The 19,894-nt window shown below is 65.9% G+C and carries 22 protein-coding genes; 10 read left to right on the forward strand and 12 right to left on the reverse strand.

Features of this window, described 5'->3' with window-relative positions; genetic code table 11:
• The first annotated feature begins 354 nt into the window (after positions 1–354).
• Entirely contained in the window at positions 355–1,425 is a 1,071-nt protein-coding gene (locus AC0L58_RS04445) for an IS110 family RNA-guided transposase (protein WP_473683965.1), read from the forward strand.
• A 1,399-nt stretch (positions 1,426–2,824) separates the two neighbouring features.
• Here the strand turns inward: AC0L58_RS04445 and AC0L58_RS04450 are convergent.
• The 5 genes from AC0L58_RS04450 to ftsY all read right to left on the reverse strand — a co-directional run bounded on the left by AC0L58_RS04450 (position 2,825) and on the right by ftsY (position 7,002).
• Entirely contained in the window at positions 2,825–3,232 is a 408-nt protein-coding gene (locus tag AC0L58_RS04450; protein WP_473687090.1) for a type II toxin-antitoxin system MqsA family antitoxin, read from the reverse strand.
• Positions 3,229–3,525 (reverse strand): type II toxin-antitoxin system MqsR family toxin, encoded by a 297-nt coding sequence (locus AC0L58_RS04455; protein WP_473687092.1) that lies wholly within the window; start codon positions 3,523–3,525, stop codon positions 3,229–3,231. The genes AC0L58_RS04450 and AC0L58_RS04455 overlap by 4 nt, the downstream gene beginning before the upstream one ends.
• Before the next feature lie 175 nt (positions 3,526–3,700).
• Positions 3,701–4,765 (reverse strand): A/G-specific adenine glycosylase, encoded by a 1,065-nt coding sequence (gene mutY / locus AC0L58_RS04460; protein ID WP_473687094.1) that lies wholly within the window; start codon positions 4,763–4,765, stop codon positions 3,701–3,703.
• 24 nt (positions 4,766–4,789) lie between these two features.
• Positions 4,790–5,848, reverse strand: coding sequence for an AsmA family protein (locus AC0L58_RS04465; RefSeq protein ID WP_473687096.1), 1,059 nt, complete (start codon positions 5,846–5,848; stop codon positions 4,790–4,792).
• A 23-nt stretch (positions 5,849–5,871) separates the two neighbouring features.
• Positions 5,872–7,002, reverse strand: a complete 1,131-nt coding sequence (gene ftsY, locus AC0L58_RS04470) for a signal recognition particle-docking protein FtsY (protein WP_473687098.1) — start codon at positions 7,000–7,002, stop codon at positions 5,872–5,874.
• Positions 7,003–7,076: 74 nt separating this feature from the next.
• Here ftsY and rsmD point away from each other — a divergent pair, with 74 nt between their 5' ends.
• The 5 genes from rsmD (at position 7,077) to AC0L58_RS04495 (ending at position 10,172) form a co-directional block, all read left to right on the forward strand.
• Positions 7,077–7,658, forward strand: coding sequence for a 16S rRNA (guanine(966)-N(2))-methyltransferase RsmD (gene rsmD / locus AC0L58_RS04475; protein ID WP_473687100.1), 582 nt, complete (start codon positions 7,077–7,079; stop codon positions 7,656–7,658).
• 46 nt (positions 7,659–7,704) lie between these two features.
• A complete protein-coding gene (coaD, locus tag AC0L58_RS04480) occupies positions 7,705–8,244 on the forward strand; it encodes a pantetheine-phosphate adenylyltransferase (protein WP_473687102.1) in 540 nt (179 codons plus the stop codon).
• Complete coding sequence (locus AC0L58_RS04485; RefSeq protein WP_473687104.1) at positions 8,237–8,737, forward strand: hypothetical protein; 501 nt, start codon at positions 8,237–8,239, stop codon at positions 8,735–8,737. Before coaD ends, AC0L58_RS04485 begins: the two co-directional genes overlap by 8 nt.
• A 72-nt stretch (positions 8,738–8,809) precedes the next feature.
• Entirely contained in the window at positions 8,810–9,070 is a 261-nt protein-coding gene (locus tag AC0L58_RS04490; protein ID WP_473687106.1) for a YfhL family 4Fe-4S dicluster ferredoxin, read from the forward strand.
• Between the two features lie 46 nt (positions 9,071–9,116).
• The gene (locus AC0L58_RS04495; protein WP_473687108.1) at positions 9,117–10,172 is read left to right on the forward strand and encodes a TMEM43 family protein; all 1,056 of its coding nucleotides are present in this window, start codon (positions 9,117–9,119) and stop codon (positions 10,170–10,172) included.
• A gap of 42 nt (positions 10,173–10,214) precedes the next feature.
• Here AC0L58_RS04495 and AC0L58_RS04500 read toward each other — a convergent pair whose 3' ends face one another.
• The 3 genes from AC0L58_RS04500 to AC0L58_RS04510 form a co-directional block, all read right to left on the reverse strand.
• The gene (locus AC0L58_RS04500) at positions 10,215–10,781 is read right to left on the reverse strand and encodes an NUDIX hydrolase (protein ID WP_473687110.1); all 567 of its coding nucleotides are present in this window, start codon (positions 10,779–10,781) and stop codon (positions 10,215–10,217) included.
• A 70-nt stretch (positions 10,782–10,851) separates the two neighbouring features.
• The gene (locus AC0L58_RS04505) at positions 10,852–11,766 is read right to left on the reverse strand and encodes a 5'-3' exonuclease (RefSeq protein WP_473687112.1); all 915 of its coding nucleotides are present in this window, start codon (positions 11,764–11,766) and stop codon (positions 10,852–10,854) included.
• A complete protein-coding gene (locus AC0L58_RS04510) occupies positions 11,754–12,323 on the reverse strand; it encodes a nitroreductase family protein (protein WP_473687114.1) in 570 nt (189 codons plus the stop codon). Before AC0L58_RS04510 ends, AC0L58_RS04505 begins: the two co-directional genes overlap by 13 nt.
• Positions 12,324–12,604: 281 nt before the next feature.
• Here AC0L58_RS04510 and AC0L58_RS04515 point away from each other — a divergent pair, with 281 nt between their 5' ends.
• Entirely contained in the window at positions 12,605–13,675 is a 1,071-nt protein-coding gene (locus tag AC0L58_RS04515; RefSeq protein WP_473683965.1) for an IS110 family RNA-guided transposase, read from the forward strand.
• Between the two features lie 459 nt (positions 13,676–14,134).
• Here the strand turns inward: AC0L58_RS04515 and cdd are convergent, their stop codons facing one another.
• Positions 14,135–14,560, reverse strand: coding sequence for a cytidine deaminase (gene cdd / locus AC0L58_RS04520; protein WP_473687116.1), 426 nt, complete (start codon positions 14,558–14,560; stop codon positions 14,135–14,137).
• A 137-nt stretch (positions 14,561–14,697) separates the two neighbouring features.
• Here cdd and AC0L58_RS04525 point away from each other — a divergent pair, with 137 nt between their 5' ends.
• Positions 14,698–15,798: an NAD(P) transhydrogenase subunit alpha gene (locus AC0L58_RS04525; protein ID WP_473687118.1), complete on the forward strand. Its 1,101-nt coding sequence runs from the start codon at positions 14,698–14,700 to the stop codon at positions 15,796–15,798.
• Between the two features lie 368 nt (positions 15,799–16,166).
• Here the strand turns inward: AC0L58_RS04525 and AC0L58_RS04530 are convergent, their stop codons facing one another.
• Genes AC0L58_RS04530 through AC0L58_RS04540 form a run of 3 tightly spaced genes read right to left on the reverse strand, consistent with a single transcriptional unit; the run spans position 16,167 to position 17,728 of the window.
• Entirely contained in the window at positions 16,167–16,718 is a 552-nt protein-coding gene (locus tag AC0L58_RS04530) for a DUF3106 domain-containing protein (protein ID WP_473687120.1), read from the reverse strand.
• 3 nt (positions 16,719–16,721) lie between these two features.
• Positions 16,722–17,132 carry a hypothetical protein gene (locus AC0L58_RS04535; RefSeq protein WP_473687122.1) on the reverse strand — a complete coding sequence of 137 codons (411 nt, stop codon included), beginning with the start codon at positions 17,130–17,132 and terminating at the stop codon, positions 16,722–16,724.
• The gene (locus AC0L58_RS04540) at positions 17,129–17,728 is read right to left on the reverse strand and encodes an RNA polymerase sigma factor (RefSeq protein ID WP_473687124.1); all 600 of its coding nucleotides are present in this window, start codon (positions 17,726–17,728) and stop codon (positions 17,129–17,131) included. The genes AC0L58_RS04535 and AC0L58_RS04540 overlap by 4 nt, the downstream gene beginning before the upstream one ends.
• 198 nt (positions 17,729–17,926) lie before the next feature.
• Between AC0L58_RS04540 and AC0L58_RS04545 the strand changes: the two genes are divergently transcribed.
• Together AC0L58_RS04545 and AC0L58_RS04550 are read left to right on the forward strand one after the other, a co-directional pair.
• Positions 17,927–18,232, forward strand: coding sequence for an NAD(P) transhydrogenase subunit alpha part 2 (locus AC0L58_RS04545; protein WP_473687126.1), 306 nt, complete (start codon positions 17,927–17,929; stop codon positions 18,230–18,232).
• Complete coding sequence (locus AC0L58_RS04550; protein ID WP_473687128.1) at positions 18,232–19,713, forward strand: NAD(P)(+) transhydrogenase (Re/Si-specific) subunit beta; 1,482 nt, start codon at positions 18,232–18,234, stop codon at positions 19,711–19,713. Before AC0L58_RS04545 ends, AC0L58_RS04550 begins: the two co-directional genes overlap by 1 nt.
• The last annotated feature ends 181 nt before the right edge of the window (positions 19,714–19,894 follow it).

A 19,894-nucleotide genomic window follows, 5' to 3' on the forward strand; every position in this document is an offset into this window, starting at 1 on the left:
GCGCGCAACTCGCTTCCCCCGCGCAGCGAGGGAAGCTGCCCAGAGGGCTGATGGGGGTGGTTTTGGCCAGGTATGGCGGAGGTCAAGAGCGCCCCCATCCGCCTTCGGCACCTTCCCCCGCTGCGCGGGGGAAGGACTCCGATGGTTTGGGCGCATTCAATGCGCTGCGGCATCGCGGCGGTGGATCAATCGAAAAGCCGGCGGGCGGAGCCCGCCCTACGGTGTAGCGATGGCTGGCGGGGGGCGTGCTACGCGGCGTTGGTAATCGCATGGACTCGCCCCCGCGCATTCAGGCATCGCGGTGCCAGTGGTGGTGAGCTAGTGCTCCCAACACAACCGCGCGAGGGCGAGGCCATGAACAAGATTACTGCGATAGCCATCGATTTGGCCAAGAATGTGTTTCAGGTGGCGGGTGAAAACGCGCACGGTGAGGTGGTGCTGTCTGAACGCGTGAAGTCGCGCTTGGCGCTGCACAAGTTCATCCAGACGCTCGAACCACCGCTGACGGTGGCCATTGAGACGGGACCGGGTGCGCAAGCGTGGGCGCGGGAGATCCAGGCGCGCGGCGTCGAGGTGAAGATCCTGCCGGCGCAGCACACCGCCGCCCACCGCAGCGGCAACAAGAACGACGCCAACGATGCCCTGTCGATTCTTCGTGCCCTGCACGACGTGAGCGTGCATCCGGTGCCGGTCAAGACCCAGGAGCAGTTGGCCCTGCAGGCTCTGCACCGCGCCCGGCGCGGCTGGCGGCGGCGCATGACGGCGATCAGCAACCAGGTGCGCGGGCTGTTGCTGGAACAAGGCGTGGTCATGGCGCGCGGTAATCTGGCGCTGGTGCGCAAGGTCGACAGCACGCTGGAAGATGCCACCTTGCCGATCCCCGATCGTCTGCGTGCCCTGGTCGCCGAGCTGATGGGGGAATGGCGCGCACTGGGTGAGCGGATGGCGGCCACCGATGGCGAACTGGCTGTCTTGAGCCGCACCGAACCGCTGGCCCGGCACCTGTGCCAGGCGCGCGGCATCGGCCCCGTCATCTCCACCGCCCTGTCCTGCAAGGCGCTCAATCCGGACCGGTTCGCCAACGGCCGCCAGTTTTCGGCCTACTTCGGTATCACGCCCAGCCAGCACAGCAGCGGCAACACCGTTCGGCTGGGCCGCATGAGCCGGCGTGGTGACGCTTATCTGCGTAGTGCCCTGATCGAAGGCGCGCACGCGGTGATCCGGCAAATCCGTCCCGATGCCACCGACCCCTACAGTCGCCGCATCCAGCGCTGGGTCCAGCGCTGTGGCCGAAAGGGCGCGGCGGTGCGGCTGGCCAATCACAATCTGCGTGTGGTGTGGTTGCTGCTCAAGCACCCCGACATGCGCTTTTGCAGTGATCCTGCCCAGCGCGACACCGAAGCGCGGGAGGCGGCCATGCACTGAAAGGGCGCCCCATCACGGCCTGCCCGAGGAGCCGGTCTTGGGCGGCGCCCGTCCATGGCTTCGCAAGCGCTGACGCGCCATGGACTGCCGCCGCCCAAGACCCTCGGGGTCGGCATGCCGTGATGCGGCGTCGCACGCTGCCCTCCCGGCGCAACTCGCCTTCCCGTATGTCGTTTTGTCCCTTTGCGCGCTACCGCTGCTGCCCAGCTCGAATCATCCGGTCAGACCATCGTGGCACCAGGCCTTCCGCCCTACCGGCTCTTGCAGCCTCTTCGTAATCGGCCTTTCCACGAGCTCATCCGATGCCGGCCTGTGGTCTATCGACCACCTTCGTCAAGGCCTCATACATAAATGCAGCCAGTGCTTTCCTGCTCACGCAGCGGTTGACACCAGGGGCGAGTCCATACATAGGGCGGGCTCTGCCCGCCGGCTCTCCCACATCAACACAACGGTATCGCAACTTGCGGTGCTAGCTTCCCAAGCTGCACAACAGCGTGCATTGGCACGACACGGTGAATGCGTGGCTGAAGAAATGGACGGCGAAGGGTGCGCCTGAGGCGACGACGAAGTAAGAAACCCGGGCGCGCAACTCGCTTCCCCCGCGCAGCGGGGGAAGCTGCCCAGAGGGCTGATGGGGGTGGTTTTTGGCCAGGTATGGCAAGGTCAAGAGCGCCCCCATCCGCCTTCGGCACCTTCCCCCGCTGCGCGGGGGAAGGACTTCGATGGTTTGGGCGCATTCAATGCGCTGCGGCATCGCGGCGGTGGATCAATCGAAGAGCCGGCGGGCGGAGCCCGCCCTACGGTGCAGCGATGGCTGGCGGGGGGCGCGCTACGCGGCGGTCGTAGGGCGGGCTCTGCCCGCCGGCTCTCCCACGTCAACACAACGGAATCGCAACTTGCGGTGCTAGCTTCCCAAGCCGCACAACAGCGTGCAGTGGCACGACACGGTGAATGCGTGGCTGAAAAAATGGACGGCGAAGGGTGCGCCTGAGGCGGCGACGAAGTAGCAAGCCCGGGCGCGCAACTCGCTTCCCCCGCGCAGCGGGGGAAGCTGCCCAGAGGGCTGATGGGGGTGGTTTTTGGCCAGGTATGGCGAAGGTCAAGAGCGCCCCCATCCGCCTTCGGCACCTTCCCCCGCTGCGCGGGGGAAGGACTTCGATGGTTTGGGGGCATTCAATGCGCTGCGGCATCGCGGCGGTAGATCAATCGAAAAGCCGGCGGGCGGAGCCCGCCCTACGGTGCAGCGACGGCTGGCGGGGTCCTTGCTACGCGGCGGTGGTAGGGCGGGCTCTGCCCGCCGGTTGTTGCCGCGGTGTTCAATCGCGGTCTGATCAAGAAACGGATGCCGAAGCGAGGAAGCTTCGTGCGCAGATCGCGCGTCGCGCCGGCGCCGGTGAAATCATGTCGTCCTGATCTCGTTCAACAGGTCGGGGTGACGATCCAGCACCTTGAACAATTTCACCAGCGCCAGCGGCGGCTTGGTCTTGCCGTTCTCGTAGCGGGAGAATGCATTGACGCCGCCCCCGAATATTTCGGCGGCTTCGCGTTGGTCCAGGGCCAGTTTCTTGCGGACGTCGGCGATGAAGTTGGGATCGACGATTGACGCGTTCACCTGCTTGTTGAATGCCAGCATCGCCGAGCTGGTACGCGCCGACTCGGCGGCATCGAGAATGGTTTCCCCGCATTTCGGGCAGAAGTTGCCGGTGACGTTCCGGATGACGGTCGACTCACCTTTGTAGGTATAGGGCATGTCGCGGGTGTCATGTACAAGCTTCGCTGCTGCGCAGGATGGGCACTTCATGGTCATGACTCTTTGAAGGAAACAATGAGTACGTCATCCATGACGGTCAGTTTGAGATAGATGTCTTCGGCAGTTGTCCTGGGTCGGTACACATCCTGCCAAATGCGATGATCCGCATGGGAGGTCATGCTCTTGTAGAAGTCGGAGGGTGTCAGTGTCGCGACTACGCCGACCATTGCCGCGAAGTCGAAACCCAGGCCGGCACCGTTGGTCAGGGCTGTGTAAGTAGTGCGTACCTTCCCGGCAGCAAGCAGTGTCTTGACGACAGCCAGCTTGCAGTGAGGCGTCTTTTTCTCCATGAAGGCAAATTAACCTGTCAGGTTAAATTTGGCAAGTAGGTTAGCAAGAGAGTCGCCCCGTTATGCCCTGCTTTGTCATCCAGGAGCGCGCCCTGTGCGCGATGCTTCCCGGTCTCGTGCAGGAAGTGCATCGCGCACAGGGTGCGCTCCTGCAGCGGGTTCGTGCGGCAGCGTTTCACGCTTCGCGCGCGGTGACTTTCCCCAGCAGCTTGCGCACCGGTGCCGGCAACCCGAGCGTGGCGATTTCGCTCACGCTGCACCAGCGCAGGTGCGGGTTGTCGGCGACGCCTGGGTGGGATGACGCGTCGTCGAACAGCAGCGGTTCGATGTTCAACCGGTAATGGCTGAACACGTGGGTGAACGGGGTGAGCGCTTGCGCGTCGTCGACCCGCGCATGCTTTTGCGCGAGTCGCCAGGCGCTGTCCGGGTCGATCGCCTCGGGCAGGCTCCACAGTCCTGACCACACGCCCTGCGCACCACGTCGCTCCAGCAGGATTCGGTCCTGTTTGTCGCGCAATACCAGCATCACCGTGGTGCGGGTGGGGATGGATTTCCCTGCCTTGCGTGTGGGGAGTTGCGCGGTGAGGCCGTCGCGAAACGCCACGCAATCCTCGGCCAGCGGGCAGACCTCGCAGTGCGGGCGTGAGCGCACGCAGACGGTGGCGCCCAGGTCCATGATCGCCTGGGTGTAGTCGGCGACGCGGCGTTTCGGGGTGTGTGTTTCGGCGTGCAACCACAGTTGTTTTTCCACGGCGCTTTCGGCGGGATCGCCATGAATGCCGTGGTAGCGGGTCAGCACGCGCTTGACGTTGCCGTCGAGGATCGGGAAGCGCAGGCCATGCGCCTGCGCCAGGATGGCGCCGGCGGTGGAGCGACCGATGCCGGGGAGGGCTTTCAGTGCGGTGAAGTCGCGTGGCAGCTGGCCGCCGTGCTGCGCCATGCAAATCCGTGCGGCGTGATGCAGGAAGCGGGCGCGACGGTAGTACCCCAGGCCTGACCACAGTGCCAGCACGGTGTCTTCGTCGGCTTCGGCGAGATCACGCAGGGTCGGCAGCGCGCTTGTGAAACGCTCGAAGTAGCCGACGACGGTGGCGACCTGGGTCTGCTGCAGCATCACCTCGGACAGCCATACGCGGTAGGCGTCGCGGCCGCCGGTGCCGGTTTCGAGTTGCCACGGCAGATCCTTGCGGCCGTGCCGGTCGAACCAGCGCAACAGCCGGCTGGACAGGCTGGCGCTCATGGATGGGTGCTCATGCCGGCAAGGCTATTTGCTTGCCCCGGCACTGGCCGGTGCCGGGCTGCTGGCGGCTGGCGCCGGCACGTTGTCGCCGGCCTGCATGCTGAGTCCTTCGATATGCACGTTGCCGGTGTCGATGGTGCCGAACTCGGCGTGGCCGCTGCCCGGTGGCACGGCCAGTTGCGGACCGTCCGGGTTGTTCAGCTGGCTCCACCATTGCGCCAGCGCCAAGGGCGGCAGGCGCAGGTCGGCGTGGTTGTCGGGACCGTCGAGCTTCAGCGCCAGCAGCAGGGGGTTGTTCTGATTGGCCGGGGTAAGCACCAGGGAGATGTCGTACTGCCCGGCATCGGCGCGATCGAGCTTGCCGGCAAGGCTGGCGACCGCGTCGGCGGCGCCGTTCCAGTGGGCGCGGCCGTTGAGGGCGAGGGTGACCGCACTGGCTTGCGACAGATGCAGGTTGATGTTGTCCAGCTGCAGCGTGTTGCCTTCGATGCGTGGCGTCGCCGACAGGCGCAGTTGCCACGGATCGCCGCCCACGGTGGCGGTCATCCTGAGCGGAAATGGCTGTCCGGAAACCAGGTTGCCGGCGCGCAGCGAGAGGTTGTCCAGCAGTACTTCGTTGCCTCGAACCAGGCTGCCATGGGTGATCTCCACGCCGGTGTCGATGCGCGGGATGTTGAGTGGTTTGTTTTCTGCCTGCGTCGGCAAGGCGGCCATCCACGCCTGCAATGCATCCAGGTCGACCCGCGGGGAGTCGATCTGCAGCTGCGAGATCACGGTGGGGCCACCGAAAAGCGTGTGCCATGGCAGCGCCAGGCGACCGCGCGCGGCCAGCAGGATTGGCGTGCTGCCAGCTTCGGCGCTGAGCGTGATGCCGCGCAACTCCAGTGCCGGTCGCGGGAACAGGCTGGGGCTGGCGGGGCTGGACAGGCGCAGATCCAGCCCGGCGGCGCGTGCCTGGTCCTGCAGCATGGCGGTGAAGCGATCGGGTTGCAGCAGGATATAGACCGCAATGATCAGCGTGAGCGCGGCGGCGGCGACGCCACCGCCGAGCACCAGCAGGATCAGACGCGTTCGGCGCGACATCGGCTCAGCCCGGCCAGCCGGCGTCAGTCATGGCCCTGACCCTGGCCAAGACTGTCCGGAAGCAGGCCGTCGACAAACGCCTCGGCCTCGAACGTACGCAGGTCGGTGGCGCTTTCGCCCAGTCCGATGAAACGGATCGGCAAGCCGAACTCGCGTGCCAGCGCAAACACCACGCCACCCTTGGCGGTCCCGTCGAGCTTGGTCACCACCAGGCCGGTGACGCCGACGATCTGGCGGAACTGGCGAACCTGGTTGACGGCATTCTGTCCGGTGGTGCCGTCGATCACCATCAGCACCTCGTGTGGCGCCTCGGCGTCCAGTTTCTTCAGCACGCGGGCGATCTTGCCCAGTTCATCCATCAGGCCGCCCTGGGTATGCAGGCGGCCGGCGGTGTCGGCGATCAGCACGTCGGTTCCGCGCGAACGCGCTGCCTGCAGCGCGTCGAAGATCACGCTGGCGGCGTCTGCATCCTGGCCTTGCGACACCACCGGCACCTGGTTGCGCTCGCCCCAGGTCTTGAGCTGCTCGACCGCGGCGGCACGGAAGGTGTCGCCGGCCGCCAGCATTACCGCGCGCTTCTCGTCGCGCCAGCGACGGGCCAGCTTGCCGATGGTGGTGGTCTTGCCGGCACCGTTGATGCCTACCACCAGGGTCACGAACGGCTTTTTGCCATCGACGCGCAGCGGTTGTTCGACCGGCTTGAGCAGGGCGACCAGGGCCTGGCGCAGTGCCGCCAGCAGCGCCGCGGCGTCGGCAAACTCGCGCTTGTGCATGCGCTTGCGCAGGTTCTCGACCAGCTCGGTGCTGGCTTCGATGCCGACATCGGCGGTGATCAGGCTGGTTTCGAGTTCGTCGAGCAGGTCGTCGTCGAGCCTGGGGTTGCGCACGAACAGCGAACCAAGGCTGCGCGACAGGCTGCTGCCGGCCAGGCGTTCGCGCCAGCCGCGTTTGGCGGGGGGCGCCGAAGGCGGCTCTTCCGGTGGTAATGCGAAGCGCTCGGTTTCCGGCAGGGTGTCGGCGGGTGCCGGGATTTCAGCCAGCGCCTCGTGCAGCGTGGGCTGGTCACTTTCAGGCAGGCCTGCCTCGATCGGAGGCTCCGCCGCAGGTGGCCGGGCTTCCTTGTCTTGGGACTTTTTCTTCCAGAATTTGCGCATGGCGGGGGCGATTCAAAGACAATGGGCGGCATGCTAACACTCCAACCTGTACTGCCCGCTGAGGGCGCGAAAGCATGAGCGGCGCCCGCAAGACCGGCCCCGGCCGGATCCGCATCATCGGCGGCAGCCTGCGCAATTCACGCCTGCAGGTGCCGGACCTGCCGGGCCTGCGCCCGACACCCGAACGGGTGCGCGAAACCTTGTTCAACTGGCTCGCCCCGGTGATCGAGGGCGCGCGTTGCCTGGACCTTTGCGCCGGTACCGGCGCGCTTGGCATCGAGGCCTGGTCGCGAGGTGCGGCCAGTGTGCAGTTCGTGGAGCGCGATACGCGCGCGGCGCAGGCGCTGCGCGAAAACCTCACACGACTCAGGATCGACGACAACCCGGTCTCGACGCTCGATGCGGGCACCTTCCTGCGCGGTGCCGCGCAAGCTTTCGATCTGGTCTTTCTCGACCCGCCGTTCGCGCTGGGACTGTGGGCGGAGCTGGCACGGCAGCTGGAGGCGGGCGGTTGGCTTGCCCCGAACGCATTGATTTACGTGGAATCTTCCCGTGCGGAGGTGCCGGATCTCCCGCCAAATTGGAGGCTGTATCGCGAAGGTCGTGCCGGTGAGGTGCGTTTTGCGCTCTATCGGCGTTCGCTTCCGTTAAGCTAGAGTCAATTCTGTTGTGGCCAGTCCTTATCTATCCGTGAAGAAAACCTTGGGCAATCCACGCCTGGCGATTTATCCAGGTACTTTCGATCCGATCACCAACGGCCATACCGACCTGGTGACGCGTGCGGCACCCCTGTTCGACCGGGTGATCGTGGCGGTGGCGGACAGTTCCAGCAAGGGGCCCAATTTCAGCATCGGCGAACGCATTGCGCTGGCGCGCCTGGCGCTGGCCGACCTGCCCAATGTGGAGGTGCGCGGCTTTGATTGCCTGCTGGCCACCTTCACCGAGCAGGTCGGTGCCGGCGTGATCCTGCGCGGGCTGCGGGCCGTGTCGGACTTCGAGTATGAGTTCCAGCTGGCCAGCATGAATCGACACCTGATTCCGCAGGCCGAGACCTTGTTCCTGACGCCGGCCGAAGAATACAGTTTCATCTCATCGTCTCTGGTGCGCGAGATCGGGCGCCTGGGCGGGGACATTTCCGGCTTCGTGCATCCGGCCGTGCAGCAGGCCATGCGCCAGCGCTGGCAGAAGTCGCTCAATCAATCCAACCAGCAACCCGAAGCAGAAGGTGATGACCATGCGTAAACTCATTCTCATTGCGGTTGTCGCACTGACCGCTTGCCTGGGCCTCAACGCCTGCAGCAAGAAGGGCGACGACCAGCAGGCACAGGAGCAGGTGCAGAAGGCACCCAAGCCGACCGACCTGAACGACACCAAGGCCTGGAACGCGTACCTGGGCCAGCTCGTGCAGGCCAATTTGCAGGGCATGAAGGCACCCCAGCCCTATGCCTACCTGGTGACGCCGGGCCTGACCGAAGACCAGCAGGCGCAGAACGCACGTCAGTTGCAGGGCGTGGAAGACACCGTGGCGCGCGGCGTGCTGCCGGGCAACCTGCTGGCATTCGGCGGCCCGAGCTCGGCCGCCACCTCCGAATTCGTGGTCGACGCGTTCAAGAACGCCAATCCGGGTTCATTCAAGGACGTGATCGTGGTGTTCATCGGCGACAAGGCCGATGAATCGAAGGTCGAGGAAGCCCTCAAGCCGACCGGCGCAACCTTCCGTTTCGTCCAGATGTAGAAGAGCAGGAACGATTGGAGTGCAGTGAGCGGAGGCCTGGCTCACTGCTCTTCAATTCGTCGGTCTTTTGATATGTCCTTGAAAATCCTCGATACCTGCGTCAACTGCGACGTCTGCGAACCGGCATGCCCGAACCAGGCGATCTCGCTGGGCGAGGAGTACTACGAGATAAATCCCGACCTGTGCACGGAGTGCGTGGGCCATCACGACGAGCCGCAGTGCGTGGTCGTGTGTCCGGTGGAATGCATCATCAGCGACCCTGACCATGTCGAGTCGACCGAACAGCTTGAGTTGAAATACCGCCACCTGATGAGCAAGGACGCGGCGGCATGACGGGGCCACGCTTGCCCGACCTGGCGCCCCGGGCGAGGGTCGCCTGATGGACCTGCACAGGGGCATGTCGTGGCGTTCACTGGTGCTGAACATGGTTGGCGCGTTGCTGGTGATCGCCGGTATCGGGCTGGAGGCACATAACGCCAGCAGCCTGATCAGCTATCGCGAGGCGGCCAGCGTGCATGGCGGCGAAGTGATCGAATTGGGCGCGGATGCAGTGCCGCAGGCTGGCCAGCATGGCTACATGGCGCGGCTGGTCGGTACCCCCAAAGTGGTGGAAGCACCGCACGACCCACAGTTCAACCAGAGCGCGGACACGCCGGTATTGCTGCGACGGGTGGAGATGTTCCAGTGGCGCGAGATCAACATCAGCGGCCGCGTGCACTACGAACTGGACTGGGTCGACCACCCCGTGGACTCCAGCCATTTCCGTGATACCCACGGACACGCCAATCCGGGCAACTTCCCGATCAGCGGCAAGCAATTCGATGCCGGGCTGGTGCAGATGGGTGGCTTCACGCTGAGTCCGACCTTGGTTCATGCCTTGCCCGGGTCAGGAAAAATCACGCCCGATGCCGCCGCGCTGCCCGACAACCTCGCCGCAAGTTTCAGCCGCCTTCAGGACTATCTCGTCACCAGCGCGCATCCGGGTGATTCCCGGCTGGGCGATCTGCGGGTGAGTTGGGATGTGGTGCCGTTGCAGCAGGTCACCATCGTGGCGCGGCTGGACGGTGCCCAGCTCGAAGCGGCGACAGACGCCGCCGACGGCAAGGGCTACCAGGTACAGATCGGCGACGTGCCGTTGCTCGATCTGTTTCCCGACCTGCCGATACCCCCGGAGTTCGTGATGACGTGGCGCTTCGTGTCGGTGCTGCTGGCGGCACTGGGGGCGCTGGTGATGCTCGCGACCAAGCGCCGCCGGGCCGATCCCCTGCTGGCACTGAGCCTGGGGAGCGTGGGGGTGGGCAGCGTGGCCAGTGTCATGTGGCTGGGCGGCGGTGACGCCGCCGTGCTCGGCGGCTGGGTGGTCGTGACCCTGGTTGGCGTGGCGCTGGCGGTCTGGTGTTTGCGACGCAGCGCGGGTTCCAGCGGCAGGTACTGATCCGGGCAGAGTAGGGCGGGCTCTGCCCGCCGGCTCTTGCTCCTAACGCGCGTTCGCGTGTTCGATGAACCACAACCCCGCAAACAATTTCGGATCGATCGAATAACCTTCGCCCGCACGGGCGAACAGCCACGCGCCGGCCTCGGTACGGGGTACTTCATGCACCACGATGTTCTCGGTTTGATCGCCGCCGCCGGGGCCGACCTTTTCCAGATCCCAGGCGCGCGCGAACGTGATCATCTCGGTGCTCATGCCGGACGATGAGGGACCGCGGTGAACGAACTCGACGTGTTGGCACCGGTAGCCGGTTTCCTCTTCCAGTTCGCGTTGCGCCGCCACCAGGGCGCTTTCGTCCAGTTGGTCGGCCAGGTCGCCGACCAGCCCGGCTGGCATCTCGATGGTGTTCTGCAGGATCGACACGCGGTACTGCTCGACAAACAGCACCTTGTCGTCCGGCGTCACCGCCAGGATGATCACCGCGCCGGCGGGATTGTTGCGCTCGGCGTATTCCCAGCGGCCGCGTTTTCTCAGGCTGAGCCAACGTCCCTCGCACAAGGTTTCGACTGGTGCGCTGGCATCGGCGGGTATGCGGTCGGAGGAATCGTTCATGGACAGTCGCGAATGTGGAAGGCTGGGGCGCATGTTGACGGGTCGGGCACGACGGGACAACCGCCGCGACTCAGCGCAGCAAGGCGTGCAGCCGACTGCGCGTGAATGCGCCCAGGCGCAGCTGTTCGCACAAGGGGGTGATCTGCTCCACCTGACGATGCTGACGTTCAAGCATTTCGATGCGGCTGGCGCCGGGTGCGTCCAGCGCGATGCGGGTCAAGCGTCGACACATGCGGGCCTGCTCGGCGTGTTCGCGGAGTTTCGCGGCACAGCTGGCCGCGCCGCGAATGCGCAAAAAGGCCACTTCGTCGATGCGTTCGAGCAGGCTGTCGAGGCTGCCGAAATGACTGAGCAGTGCCGCAGCCGTCTTGGCGCCGATGCCGGGGACGCCGGGAATGTTGTCGACCGAGTCACCGCACAAGGCGAGGTAGTCAGCGACCTGGTGCGGATGCACGCCAAGCTTGTCATGCACGCCGGCCGGACCCCAGCGCAGGCCGCGGGCGTAGTCCCATTGCTCGTCATGCTCGCCCAGCAACTGGCCGAAATCCTTGTCCGCCGACACGATCACGCTGCGCCAGCCGAGCGCGCGCAGGTTCCACACGGTGCTGCCGATCAGGTCGTCTGCCTCGTAGCTGTGGTCGATCATCAAGTGCACGCCGAGCGCTTCGGTGATCGCGCGGCACTGTACGAACTGCCGCTCCAGATCCGGCGGTGGCAGCTCGCGATTGGCCTTGTAGTGCGGGTAGATCGTATTGCGGAACGAGCTGGTCAGTGACGCGTCGAAAGCCACCGCGATATGTTCGGGCTGGGCGCGCTCAAGCAGTTCGCACAGGAAGCGGGTGTAGCCATGCACCGCGTTGACCGGCTGCCCGTCGGCGTCAAAGAACTCGTTGGGCATCGAATGCCAGGCGCGGAAGACATACAGGCTGCCGTCGACCAGATGGACGGCTGGACGTCCATGAGTGGCCCCCGTCACGGCGCCCACGTCTCGATCAGGTCGGCCAGCGCCGGCCGGTCGCGATCCGGTATCTCGATTTGCGGCGTGCCCATGTGCACGAAGCCGATCACGTGCTCGTTCGCGGCCAGTCCCAGCACGGCGGCAACGTCGGGGTCATACGCGGCCCAGCCGGTCAGCCACTGGGCGCCATAGCCCAGCGCATGGGCGCCCAGCAGCAGGTTGTGGGCCACGCAGCCGGCGGAGAGCCTCTGCTCGATTTCGGGTACCTTGCTGTCCGCAGCGACGCGCACGATGACGGCAATCACCAGCGGCGCGAAGGTGTAGCGCCGGCGTTCCTTTTCGAGCTTGGCTTCCGATATTTCGGGATGGCTCTGCGTGCGCAGGGCTGCCAGCTTCTCGCCGAACGTGAGCTTGGCGTCGCCCTGCAGGCGAATCAGCCGGAACGGCACCAGCTTGCCATGATCAGGCACCCGGATCGCCGCTTCCAGCAGCGCCTGCAGTTCATTTTCATCGGGTGCGGGCTCGCCAAGCTGGCGCGAGGGAACGGAGCGACGTTGCTGGAGCAGGTCAAGGGCGTCGGGCATGAATCGACTCGTCGGATCGGGAATGCCCATGCTAGCGGGGAGGTCGCCAGCACGCGAACTTGCGTTTGCCGCTGCCTGGTTGAAGCAGCCGGCGGGCAGAGCCCGCCCCACAACGGCCGCGCCGCAACGACCGCACCGTAGGGCGGGCTCTGCCCGCCGGCTCTTGCCGCGGTGTTCCATCCATCCCCGTAATCGCATGGACTCGCCCCCGCGCATTCAGGCATCGCGGTGCCAGTGGTGGTGAGCTAGTGCTCCCAACACAACCGCGCGAGGGCGAGGCCATGAACAAGATTACTGCGATAGCCATCGATTTGGCCAAGAATGTGTTTCAGGTGGCGGGTGAAAACGCGCACGGTGAGGTGGTGCTGTCTGAACGCGTGAAGTCGCGCTTGGCGCTGCACAAGTTCATCCAGACGCTCGAACCACCGCTGACGGTGGCCATTGAGACGGGACCGGGTGCGCAAGCGTGGGCGCGGGAGATCCAGGCGCGCGGCGTCGAGGTGAAGATCCTGCCGGCGCAGCACACCGCCGCCCACCGCAGCGGCAACAAGAACGACGCCAACGATGCCCTGTCGATTCTTCGTGCCCTGCACGACGTGAGCGTGCATCCGGTGCCGGTCAAGACCCAGGAGCAGTTGGCCCTGCAGGCTCTGCACCGCGCCCGGCGCGGCTGGCGGCGGCGCATGACGGCGATCAGCAACCAGGTGCGCGGGCTGTTGCTGGAACAAGGCGTGGTCATGGCGCGCGGTAATCTGGCGCTGGTGCGCAAGGTCGACAGCACGCTGGAAGATGCCACCTTGCCGATCCCCGATCGTCTGCGTGCCCTGGTCGCCGAGCTGATGGGGGAATGGCGCGCACTGGGTGAGCGGATGGCGGCCACCGATGGCGAACTGGCTGTCTTGAGCCGCACCGAACCGCTGGCCCGGCACCTGTGCCAGGCGCGCGGCATCGGCCCCGTCATCTCCACCGCCCTGTCCTGCAAGGCGCTCAATCCGGACCGGTTCGCCAACGGCCGCCAGTTTTCGGCCTACTTCGGTATCACGCCCAGCCAGCACAGCAGCGGCAACACCGTTCGGCTGGGCCGCATGAGCCGGCGTGGTGACGCTTATCTGCGTAGTGCCCTGATCGAAGGCGCGCACGCGGTGATCCGGCAAATCCGTCCCGATGCCACCGACCCCTACAGTCGCCGCATCCAGCGCTGGGTCCAGCGCTGTGGCCGAAAGGGCGCGGCGGTGCGGCTGGCCAATCACAATCTGCGTGTGGTGTGGTTGCTGCTCAAGCACCCCGACATGCGCTTTTGCAGTGATCCTGCCCAGCGCGACACCGAAGCGCGGGAGGCGGCCATGCACTGAAAGGGCGCCCCATCACGGCCTGCCCGAGGAGCCGGTCTTGGGCGGCGCCCGTCCATGGCTTCGCAAGCGCTGACGCGCCATGGACTGCCGCCGCCCAAGACCCTCGGGGTCGGCATGCCGTGATGCGGCGTCGCACGCTGCCCTCCCGGCGCAACTCGCCTTCCCGTATGTCGTTTTGTCCCTTTGCGCGCTACCGCTGCTGCCCAGCTCGAATCATCCGGTCAGACCATCGTGGCACCAGGCCTTCCGCCCTACCGGCTCTTGCAGCCTCTTCGTAATCGGCCTTTCCACGAGCTCATCCGATGCCGGCCTGTGGTCTATCGACCACCTTCGTCAAGGCCTCATACATAAATGCAGCCAGTGCTTTCCTGCTCACGCAGCGGTTGACACCAGGGGCGAGTCCATACATAGGGCGGGCTCTGCCCGCCGCCCTTGCCGCGGCTTCCCATCCAGCCTCGATCAGGAGCCCAAATTCGCCGGCGGCAGCTTGAAAGAACCGGGCAACAACTGCCCGACGGTGGTTTCCTCCGACTCGCCATGCAGGTTGGCCAGCAGCACCGGCATCGCGGCATCGCACAGTTCGGCCATCACCTGGCGACAGGCGCCACAGGGGGCGACCGGTTGCGGGGTGTCGGCGGTCACCGCCAGCGCGACGAAATCACCAGGTTGGCAACCGGCGGCGATCGCGCTGAACAGGGCGGTGCGCTCGGCGCAGTTGCACAAGCCGTAGGCGGCGTTCTCCACGTTGCAGCCGCCAAAGCGGCGGCCATCGCGGGTGAGCACGGCGGCGCCGACAAGGAAGCGGGAATAGGGTGCGTAAGCCTGTTCACGCGCTTGGCGCGCCAGGTCCAGCAGGTCGTCCAGTGCAGTGGTGCTTGCGGGCATCGTGATCTCCGGCGATGACCCCGACAGTTTCATGCAGCGGGCCGGCGGGTCAGCATACTCTTGCAGAACGGGAGGGATCAAAGCCGACGCGGCCAACTGCCGCTAAGATGTCCGAACCACTCCAAAGGGATCGCGCCATGCCTGTGACCATTGCCGCCTTGTGCGAAACCGCTGCCGGCGAACGACGCGTGGCGATCACGCCGGAAATGGCGAAGAAGCTGCGCGGCAAGGGGATGCGGGTGCTGCTGGAGCACGATGCCGGGCGGGCCGCCGGCTTTCCCGACAGCGCCTATGCCGAGGTGGATTTCGCCGACAGCGCCGGTGTGCTGGCCCAGGCCGATGTGCTGGCTTGCGTGTTGCCACCGGCCGATGCGGCGTTTGCCGGCATGCGCCAGGGCAGTGTGGTGGTGGGCCAGCTGCGCCCGTACGGCGCCGCCGAGCGCATCGCAACGCTTGCTGCGCGCAAGCTCAGCGCGTTTTCGCTGGAGCTGCTGCCGCGCACCACCCGCGCCCAGGCGATGGATGTGCTCAGCTCGCAAGCTGCCGTGGCGGGCTATCGGGCGATGCTGATTGCGGCCGAGGCGTCACCCAAGTTCTTTCCCATGCTCACGACTGCCGCGGGCACGATCCGACCGTCGAAGGTGCTGGTGATCGGTGCCGGCGTGGCCGGGCTGCAGGCGATTGCCACGGCACGCCGTCTTGGCGCGCAGATCGAAGGCTATGACGTGCGTCCGGAGACCCGCGAGCAGGTTGAGTCGCTGGGCGCGAAGTTCCTGGAACTCGGGGTGAGCGCCGCAGGCAGCGGCGGCTACGCGCGCGAACTGTCGGCGGAGGAGCGCGCGGCCCAGCAGGAGGCCTTGGCGAATCATCTGAAGTCGTTCGATGTGGTGGTCAGCACCGCCGCGGTGCCCGGGCGGCCTGCGCCGAAGATTCTCACCGCGGCGATGGTGGAAGGCATGAAGTCGGGCGCGTTGATCGTGGATCTGGCGGCCGAGAGCGGTGGCAATTGCGAGTTGACCCGGCCCGGTGAGCGGGTCGAGCACGGTGGCGTGGTGATTCTGGGCCCGCTCAACTTGCCCGCAGGTGCGCCGCTGCATGCGTCGGAGATGTACGCGCGCAACGTGTTCAACTTCGTCGAGTTGCTGGTGCACGAGGGCGAGCTGAAGCCGGATTTCGACGACGAGCTTGTTGCCAAGAGCTGCCTGACCCATGCCGGAGAGACGCGCTTCCAGGGTTGAGACGTCAGGTCGCCGCAATGGGATTGTCCCGTGGCGTGGGGCGGCGGGCAGAGCCCGCCCTACGGCGGTGGGTCGCCGGGGTGACCACGTGGTCGGTGTCGAGGCGTGATGGGGCGGCGGGCAGAGCCCGCCCTACGGCGGTGGGTCGCCGGGGTGACGACGTGATCGGTGTCGAGGCGTGGTGGAGCGGCGGGCAGAGCCGGTCCTACGGTGGTGGATTGCCGGAGCAATGTCGTGATCGGTGCGGACACGTAGGGCGGGCTCCGCCCGCCGTGCAGCGGCTGAGTCGCTGCATGTGATTGCCCGGATCCCCGGCCTGCACGGGTTTGTCGCCGCTGCGTGTTGATCGCTGCCGGGATGGTGAAGATTCAGTGCCGCCGCTCGGAACTGTTCGATCGCGGCTGTTTTGGCGTGTTTTCACCGTGCTGGCGGTTCCAGCGCTGGCGCTGCGCAGGCGGCAGTGCCTGCCACTGCTGTATCAGTTGCTGGCGTTGCGATGGCTCCATCTGCTGGAAGAGTTGAAAACTCCGATGCAGGCGCTGGCGCTGGGCGGGCGTCATGCTGCGGAACATGCGTTCGTTGATGTGCGCCTGGCGGCGTTGCGCAGGGCTCATCTGTTGCCAGCGCGCGATCCGTTCGCGAACTTCCTGACGCCGGGCCGGAGGCAGGGTGGTCCAGTGTTGTGCCTTCTGCAGCAGGGCTGCCTGCTTGCGTGGCGGCATCTTGTCCCATTCGTGCTGCAGTGGCGCCAGCACGTCGCGTTGGGCGGGGTCCAGGCTTGCCCAAGGGCGTGCTGTCGACTCCGCTGCATTGCTGCGCGTGGCTGGTGCTGTGTCGGTCTGCGCGCGCAAGGGCGTGACCGCGCTGGCGAGCAGGGCGGTGAGCAACAGGGACAGGATCAGTTGCAGATGCTTGATCATGGCTCAATGGGCGGTCGGTTGGCGGTCTTTGGCAGCCAGCCAGGCGTAGAAATCGAGGTTCTGGTAAAGGGCCGGGTCGACCTGTTCGGCGTCAGGCGGCAGTTCGTTGTCCAGCTCCGTCGTCGCGCTGACAACTTGCTGGTTCTGCGTGGGGGACGATATGCGCGGCAGCGGTTGCCATACCAGCATGGCGGCCAGTGCGATGGCGGCGACGGCGCCGGTGGGAATCAGCCAGCGCGCGGCATGTGGGCGCGCGCCCCGTACTTCCTGCAGTGCCTCGCGGCGGGCAGCGCGCAGGCGCGCCGCGGTGGCGGGATCGACATGCCGGGCGGCCTCGCGCCACAGTTCGTGCGCGCGCTGTTCGAATGATTCGTGCTCCCGGCTCTTGTGTTGATTGGTTTCGGACGAGTTCATCGCCAGTCCTCCAGTTGGTCGCGCAGCTGATGCATGGCGCGCGACAGATGGGTTTTTACACTGCCTTCAGCGCAGCCCATGGCGCTGGCGGTCTCGGCCACGTTCAGGCCTTCCAGCATGCGCAGGACAAACGCCTCGCGCTGCCGAGCCGGCAACCGTCGTACCGCTGCCGCCATGGCTGCGTACGATTCGACATCGTGCAGACGACCGAGTGGACCCTGGCCCGGATCCGGCGGTTCCCACGCGGGCATCTCGTTGTCTTCGCCGTCGCGACCGCCGCCAAACCAGCCGACCATGATCGAGCGCACCTTGCGCCGCCGCTGCAAGTCCACGATGCGCCGCCGCAGGATGCCCCAGAACAACGGCGCCCACTCGTTGGCGGGCTTGTCACGGTAGTGCCGCACCAGCCGCAGCATGGCGTCTTGCACCGCATCCAGCGCGTCTTCGCGCTGACGCAGTTGCAGTTCGGCCATGCGGAATGCGCGCCGCTCGACCTGCGCCAGGAACGCATCCAGCGTGGCGGGCGTCTCACTGACCTCGCACGCATCGTCCCGCGCCAGCATGTCCGCTTCCAGCGAGCCGGCCAACGTGCTCATGGCCGCCGCCGTTGCGTAGCCGCCTGGCTCATTCTCGGGCTCCATCGATGGATCTACCGTGTTCAACGCGGCAGACACCCAAGGGTTGACCGCAAGCCGACGTTTGAGCGCCCGACGCATGGATCCGCGAGGGAGCCTCGACGGGCGCCGAGGTTCCCGTATGATGCGGCTTCGGGTGCATCTTCGTGGGGTAAGGTCATGATCGACGGTTTCCTGGCGCTTTACATCTTCATGCTGGCTGCCTTTACCGGCTATGAAATCATCGCGCGGGTGCCGGTGATTCTGCACACACCCTTGATGTCCGGCTCCAACTTCGTGCACGGCATTGTGCTGGTGGGGGCCATGATCGCGCTAGGTCATGCGCAGACCACCTTCGAGATCACCGTCGGGTTCATCGGCGTGCTGCTGGGCGCAGGCAACGCCGCCGGCGGTTATGTGGTGACGGAGCGGATGCTGGAGATGTTCAAATCCAGCAAGCCTGACACCGGCAAGGAGGGCAAGTGATGGCCTGGCTACCGACCGTGATCAAGGCCTGCTATTTCATCGCCGCCTTGCTGTTCATCGTGGGCCTGAAACGGATGAGTTCGCCGCGCACCGCGCGCGGCGGCATCGTCCTGGCCGGCTACGGCATGGTGTTGGCGGTGCTGGCCACGTTCTTCGTGCGGGACATGCACAACCTGCCCTTGATCATCGCCGCGGTCGTTATCGGCGTGGCGGCCGCCTGGTGGACCGGCAAGCGGGTAGCGATGACCGCGATGCCGCAGATGGTGGCGCTGTACAACGGCATGGGTGGCGGCGCGGCGGCGGCCATCGGTGCGGTCGAATTGATTGCCTACGTGCGCAACTTTGCCCTGCTGCACCCGGCCGGCATGCCGGACACCTCGCCGCTGCGACCGGAGAGCTGGGCGATCAACGCGGCTTCGCGCATTCCCGAGAGCCTGAGCCTGCTGTCGCCGGTTGAGCTGGCACTCGGTCTGCTCGGTGCGCTGATCGGCGCGGTGAGTTTTTCCGGCTCGCTGATCGCGTTTGCCAAGCTGCAAGGCTGGCTGGACAAGCGCTTCGTATTCCCCGGTCAGCGCGGGGTGAACCTGTTGCTGCTGGCGGCGGCCGTGGTCGCCGGCTTGCTGATTGCCACGGGCCATCCCAGCACGGGGCTGCTCGTCGCATTCTTCGCGTTGGCGTTGCTGTTCGGCCTGATGATGACGCTGCCGATCGGCGGCGCCGACATGCCGGTGGTGATCTCGCTGTACAACGCGTTCACCGGTCTGGCCGTGTCGTTCGAGGGTTTCGTGCTGGGCAACGAGGCGATGATCATCGCCGGCATGGTGGTCGGCGCGGCCGGTACGTTGCTGACCCAGTTGATGGCCAAGGCGATGAACCGCTCGATCGGCAACGTGCTGTTCGGCAGCTTTGGTGCGTCCGGTGCGGAAGCGCAGGCGATCGAGGGCTCGCAGAAGCCGGTCGATGCCGCGGACGCTGCGGTGATGATGGCCTATGCCGAACGCGTGGTGATCGTGCCGGGTTATGGCCTGGCGGTGGCGCAGGCACAGCACAAGGTGTGGGAGTTCGCGCAGTTGCTGATCAAGCGCGGGGTCAAGGTGAAGTTCGCCATTCATCCGGTGGCCGGTCGCATGCCGGGCCACATGAATGTGCTGCTGGCCGAGGCTGGCGTGCCGTACGACCTGATCGCCGACATGGATGACATCAATCCGGAATTTGCCAACACCGACGTGGCGTTGGTGATCGGCGCCAACGACGTGGTCAATCCGGTGGCCAAGACCGACCCCGCGTCGCCGATCTATGGCATGCCCGTGCTGGACGTGATCAATTCAAAGCAGGTCATCGTGATCAAGCGCGGCAAGGGCACCGGTTTTGCCGGCATCGAGAACGCGCTGTTCTACGCCGACAACACCCGCATGCTGTACGGCGACGGACAGGCAGCGGTGGGCGAGTTGGTGAACGAGGTGAAAGCAGTCGACGGCTGAAGTCGCCGCGTATGCGGGCAGCCACGCGTAGGGCGGGCTCCGCCCGCCGCTTCGAGGACCCCGCGCACCAACAGCCGGCGGGCAGAGCCCGCCCTATGTATGGACTCGCCCCTGGTGTCAACCGCTGCGTGAGCAGGAAAGCACTGGCTGCATTTATGTATGAGGCCTTGACGAAGGTGGT

The organism is Rhodanobacter sp. G2-10, from assembly GCF_055809185.1.

Coding starts and splice junctions, on each gene's coding strand:
- ftsY (WP_473687098.1), bottom strand. CDS start 7,002: ATGCGCAAATTCTGGAAGAAAAAGTCCCAAGACAAGGAAGCCCGGCCA.
- AC0L58_RS04485 (WP_473687104.1), top strand. CDS start 8,237: ATGCGTAAACTCATTCTCATTGCGGTTGTCGCACTGACCGCTTGCCTG.
- rsmD (WP_473687100.1), top strand. CDS start 7,077: ATGAGCGGCGCCCGCAAGACCGGCCCCGGCCGGATCCGCATCATCGGC.
- AC0L58_RS04495 (WP_473687108.1), top strand. CDS start 9,117: ATGGACCTGCACAGGGGCATGTCGTGGCGTTCACTGGTGCTGAACATG.
- AC0L58_RS04445 (WP_473683965.1), top strand. CDS start 355: ATGAACAAGATTACTGCGATAGCCATCGATTTGGCCAAGAATGTGTTT.
- AC0L58_RS04525 (WP_473687118.1), top strand. CDS start 14,698: ATGCCTGTGACCATTGCCGCCTTGTGCGAAACCGCTGCCGGCGAACGA.
- cdd (WP_473687116.1), bottom strand. CDS start 14,560: ATGCCCGCAAGCACCACTGCACTGGACGACCTGCTGGACCTGGCGCGC.
- AC0L58_RS04455 (WP_473687092.1), bottom strand. CDS start 3,525: ATGGAGAAAAAGACGCCTCACTGCAAGCTGGCTGTCGTCAAGACACTG.
- AC0L58_RS04530 (WP_473687120.1), bottom strand. CDS start 16,718: ATGATCAAGCATCTGCAACTGATCCTGTCCCTGTTGCTCACCGCCCTG.
- AC0L58_RS04450 (WP_473687090.1), bottom strand. CDS start 3,232: ATGACCATGAAGTGCCCATCCTGCGCAGCAGCGAAGCTTGTACATGAC.
- AC0L58_RS04465 (WP_473687096.1), bottom strand. CDS start 5,848: ATGTCGCGCCGAACGCGTCTGATCCTGCTGGTGCTCGGCGGTGGCGTC.
- AC0L58_RS04540 (WP_473687124.1), bottom strand. CDS start 17,728: ATGAGCACGTTGGCCGGCTCGCTGGAAGCGGACATGCTGGCGCGGGAC.
- mutY (WP_473687094.1), bottom strand. CDS start 4,765: ATGAGCGCCAGCCTGTCCAGCCGGCTGTTGCGCTGGTTCGACCGGCAC.
- AC0L58_RS04535 (WP_473687122.1), bottom strand. CDS start 17,132: ATGAACTCGTCCGAAACCAATCAACACAAGAGCCGGGAGCACGAATCA.
- AC0L58_RS04490 (WP_473687106.1), top strand. CDS start 8,810: ATGTCCTTGAAAATCCTCGATACCTGCGTCAACTGCGACGTCTGCGAA.
- AC0L58_RS04545 (WP_473687126.1), top strand. CDS start 17,927: ATGATCGACGGTTTCCTGGCGCTTTACATCTTCATGCTGGCTGCCTTT.
- AC0L58_RS04515 (WP_473683965.1), top strand. CDS start 12,605: ATGAACAAGATTACTGCGATAGCCATCGATTTGGCCAAGAATGTGTTT.
- AC0L58_RS04550 (WP_473687128.1), top strand. CDS start 18,232: ATGGCCTGGCTACCGACCGTGATCAAGGCCTGCTATTTCATCGCCGCC.
- AC0L58_RS04500 (WP_473687110.1), bottom strand. CDS start 10,781: ATGAACGATTCCTCCGACCGCATACCCGCCGATGCCAGCGCACCAGTC.
- AC0L58_RS04510 (WP_473687114.1), bottom strand. CDS start 12,323: ATGCCCGACGCCCTTGACCTGCTCCAGCAACGTCGCTCCGTTCCCTCG.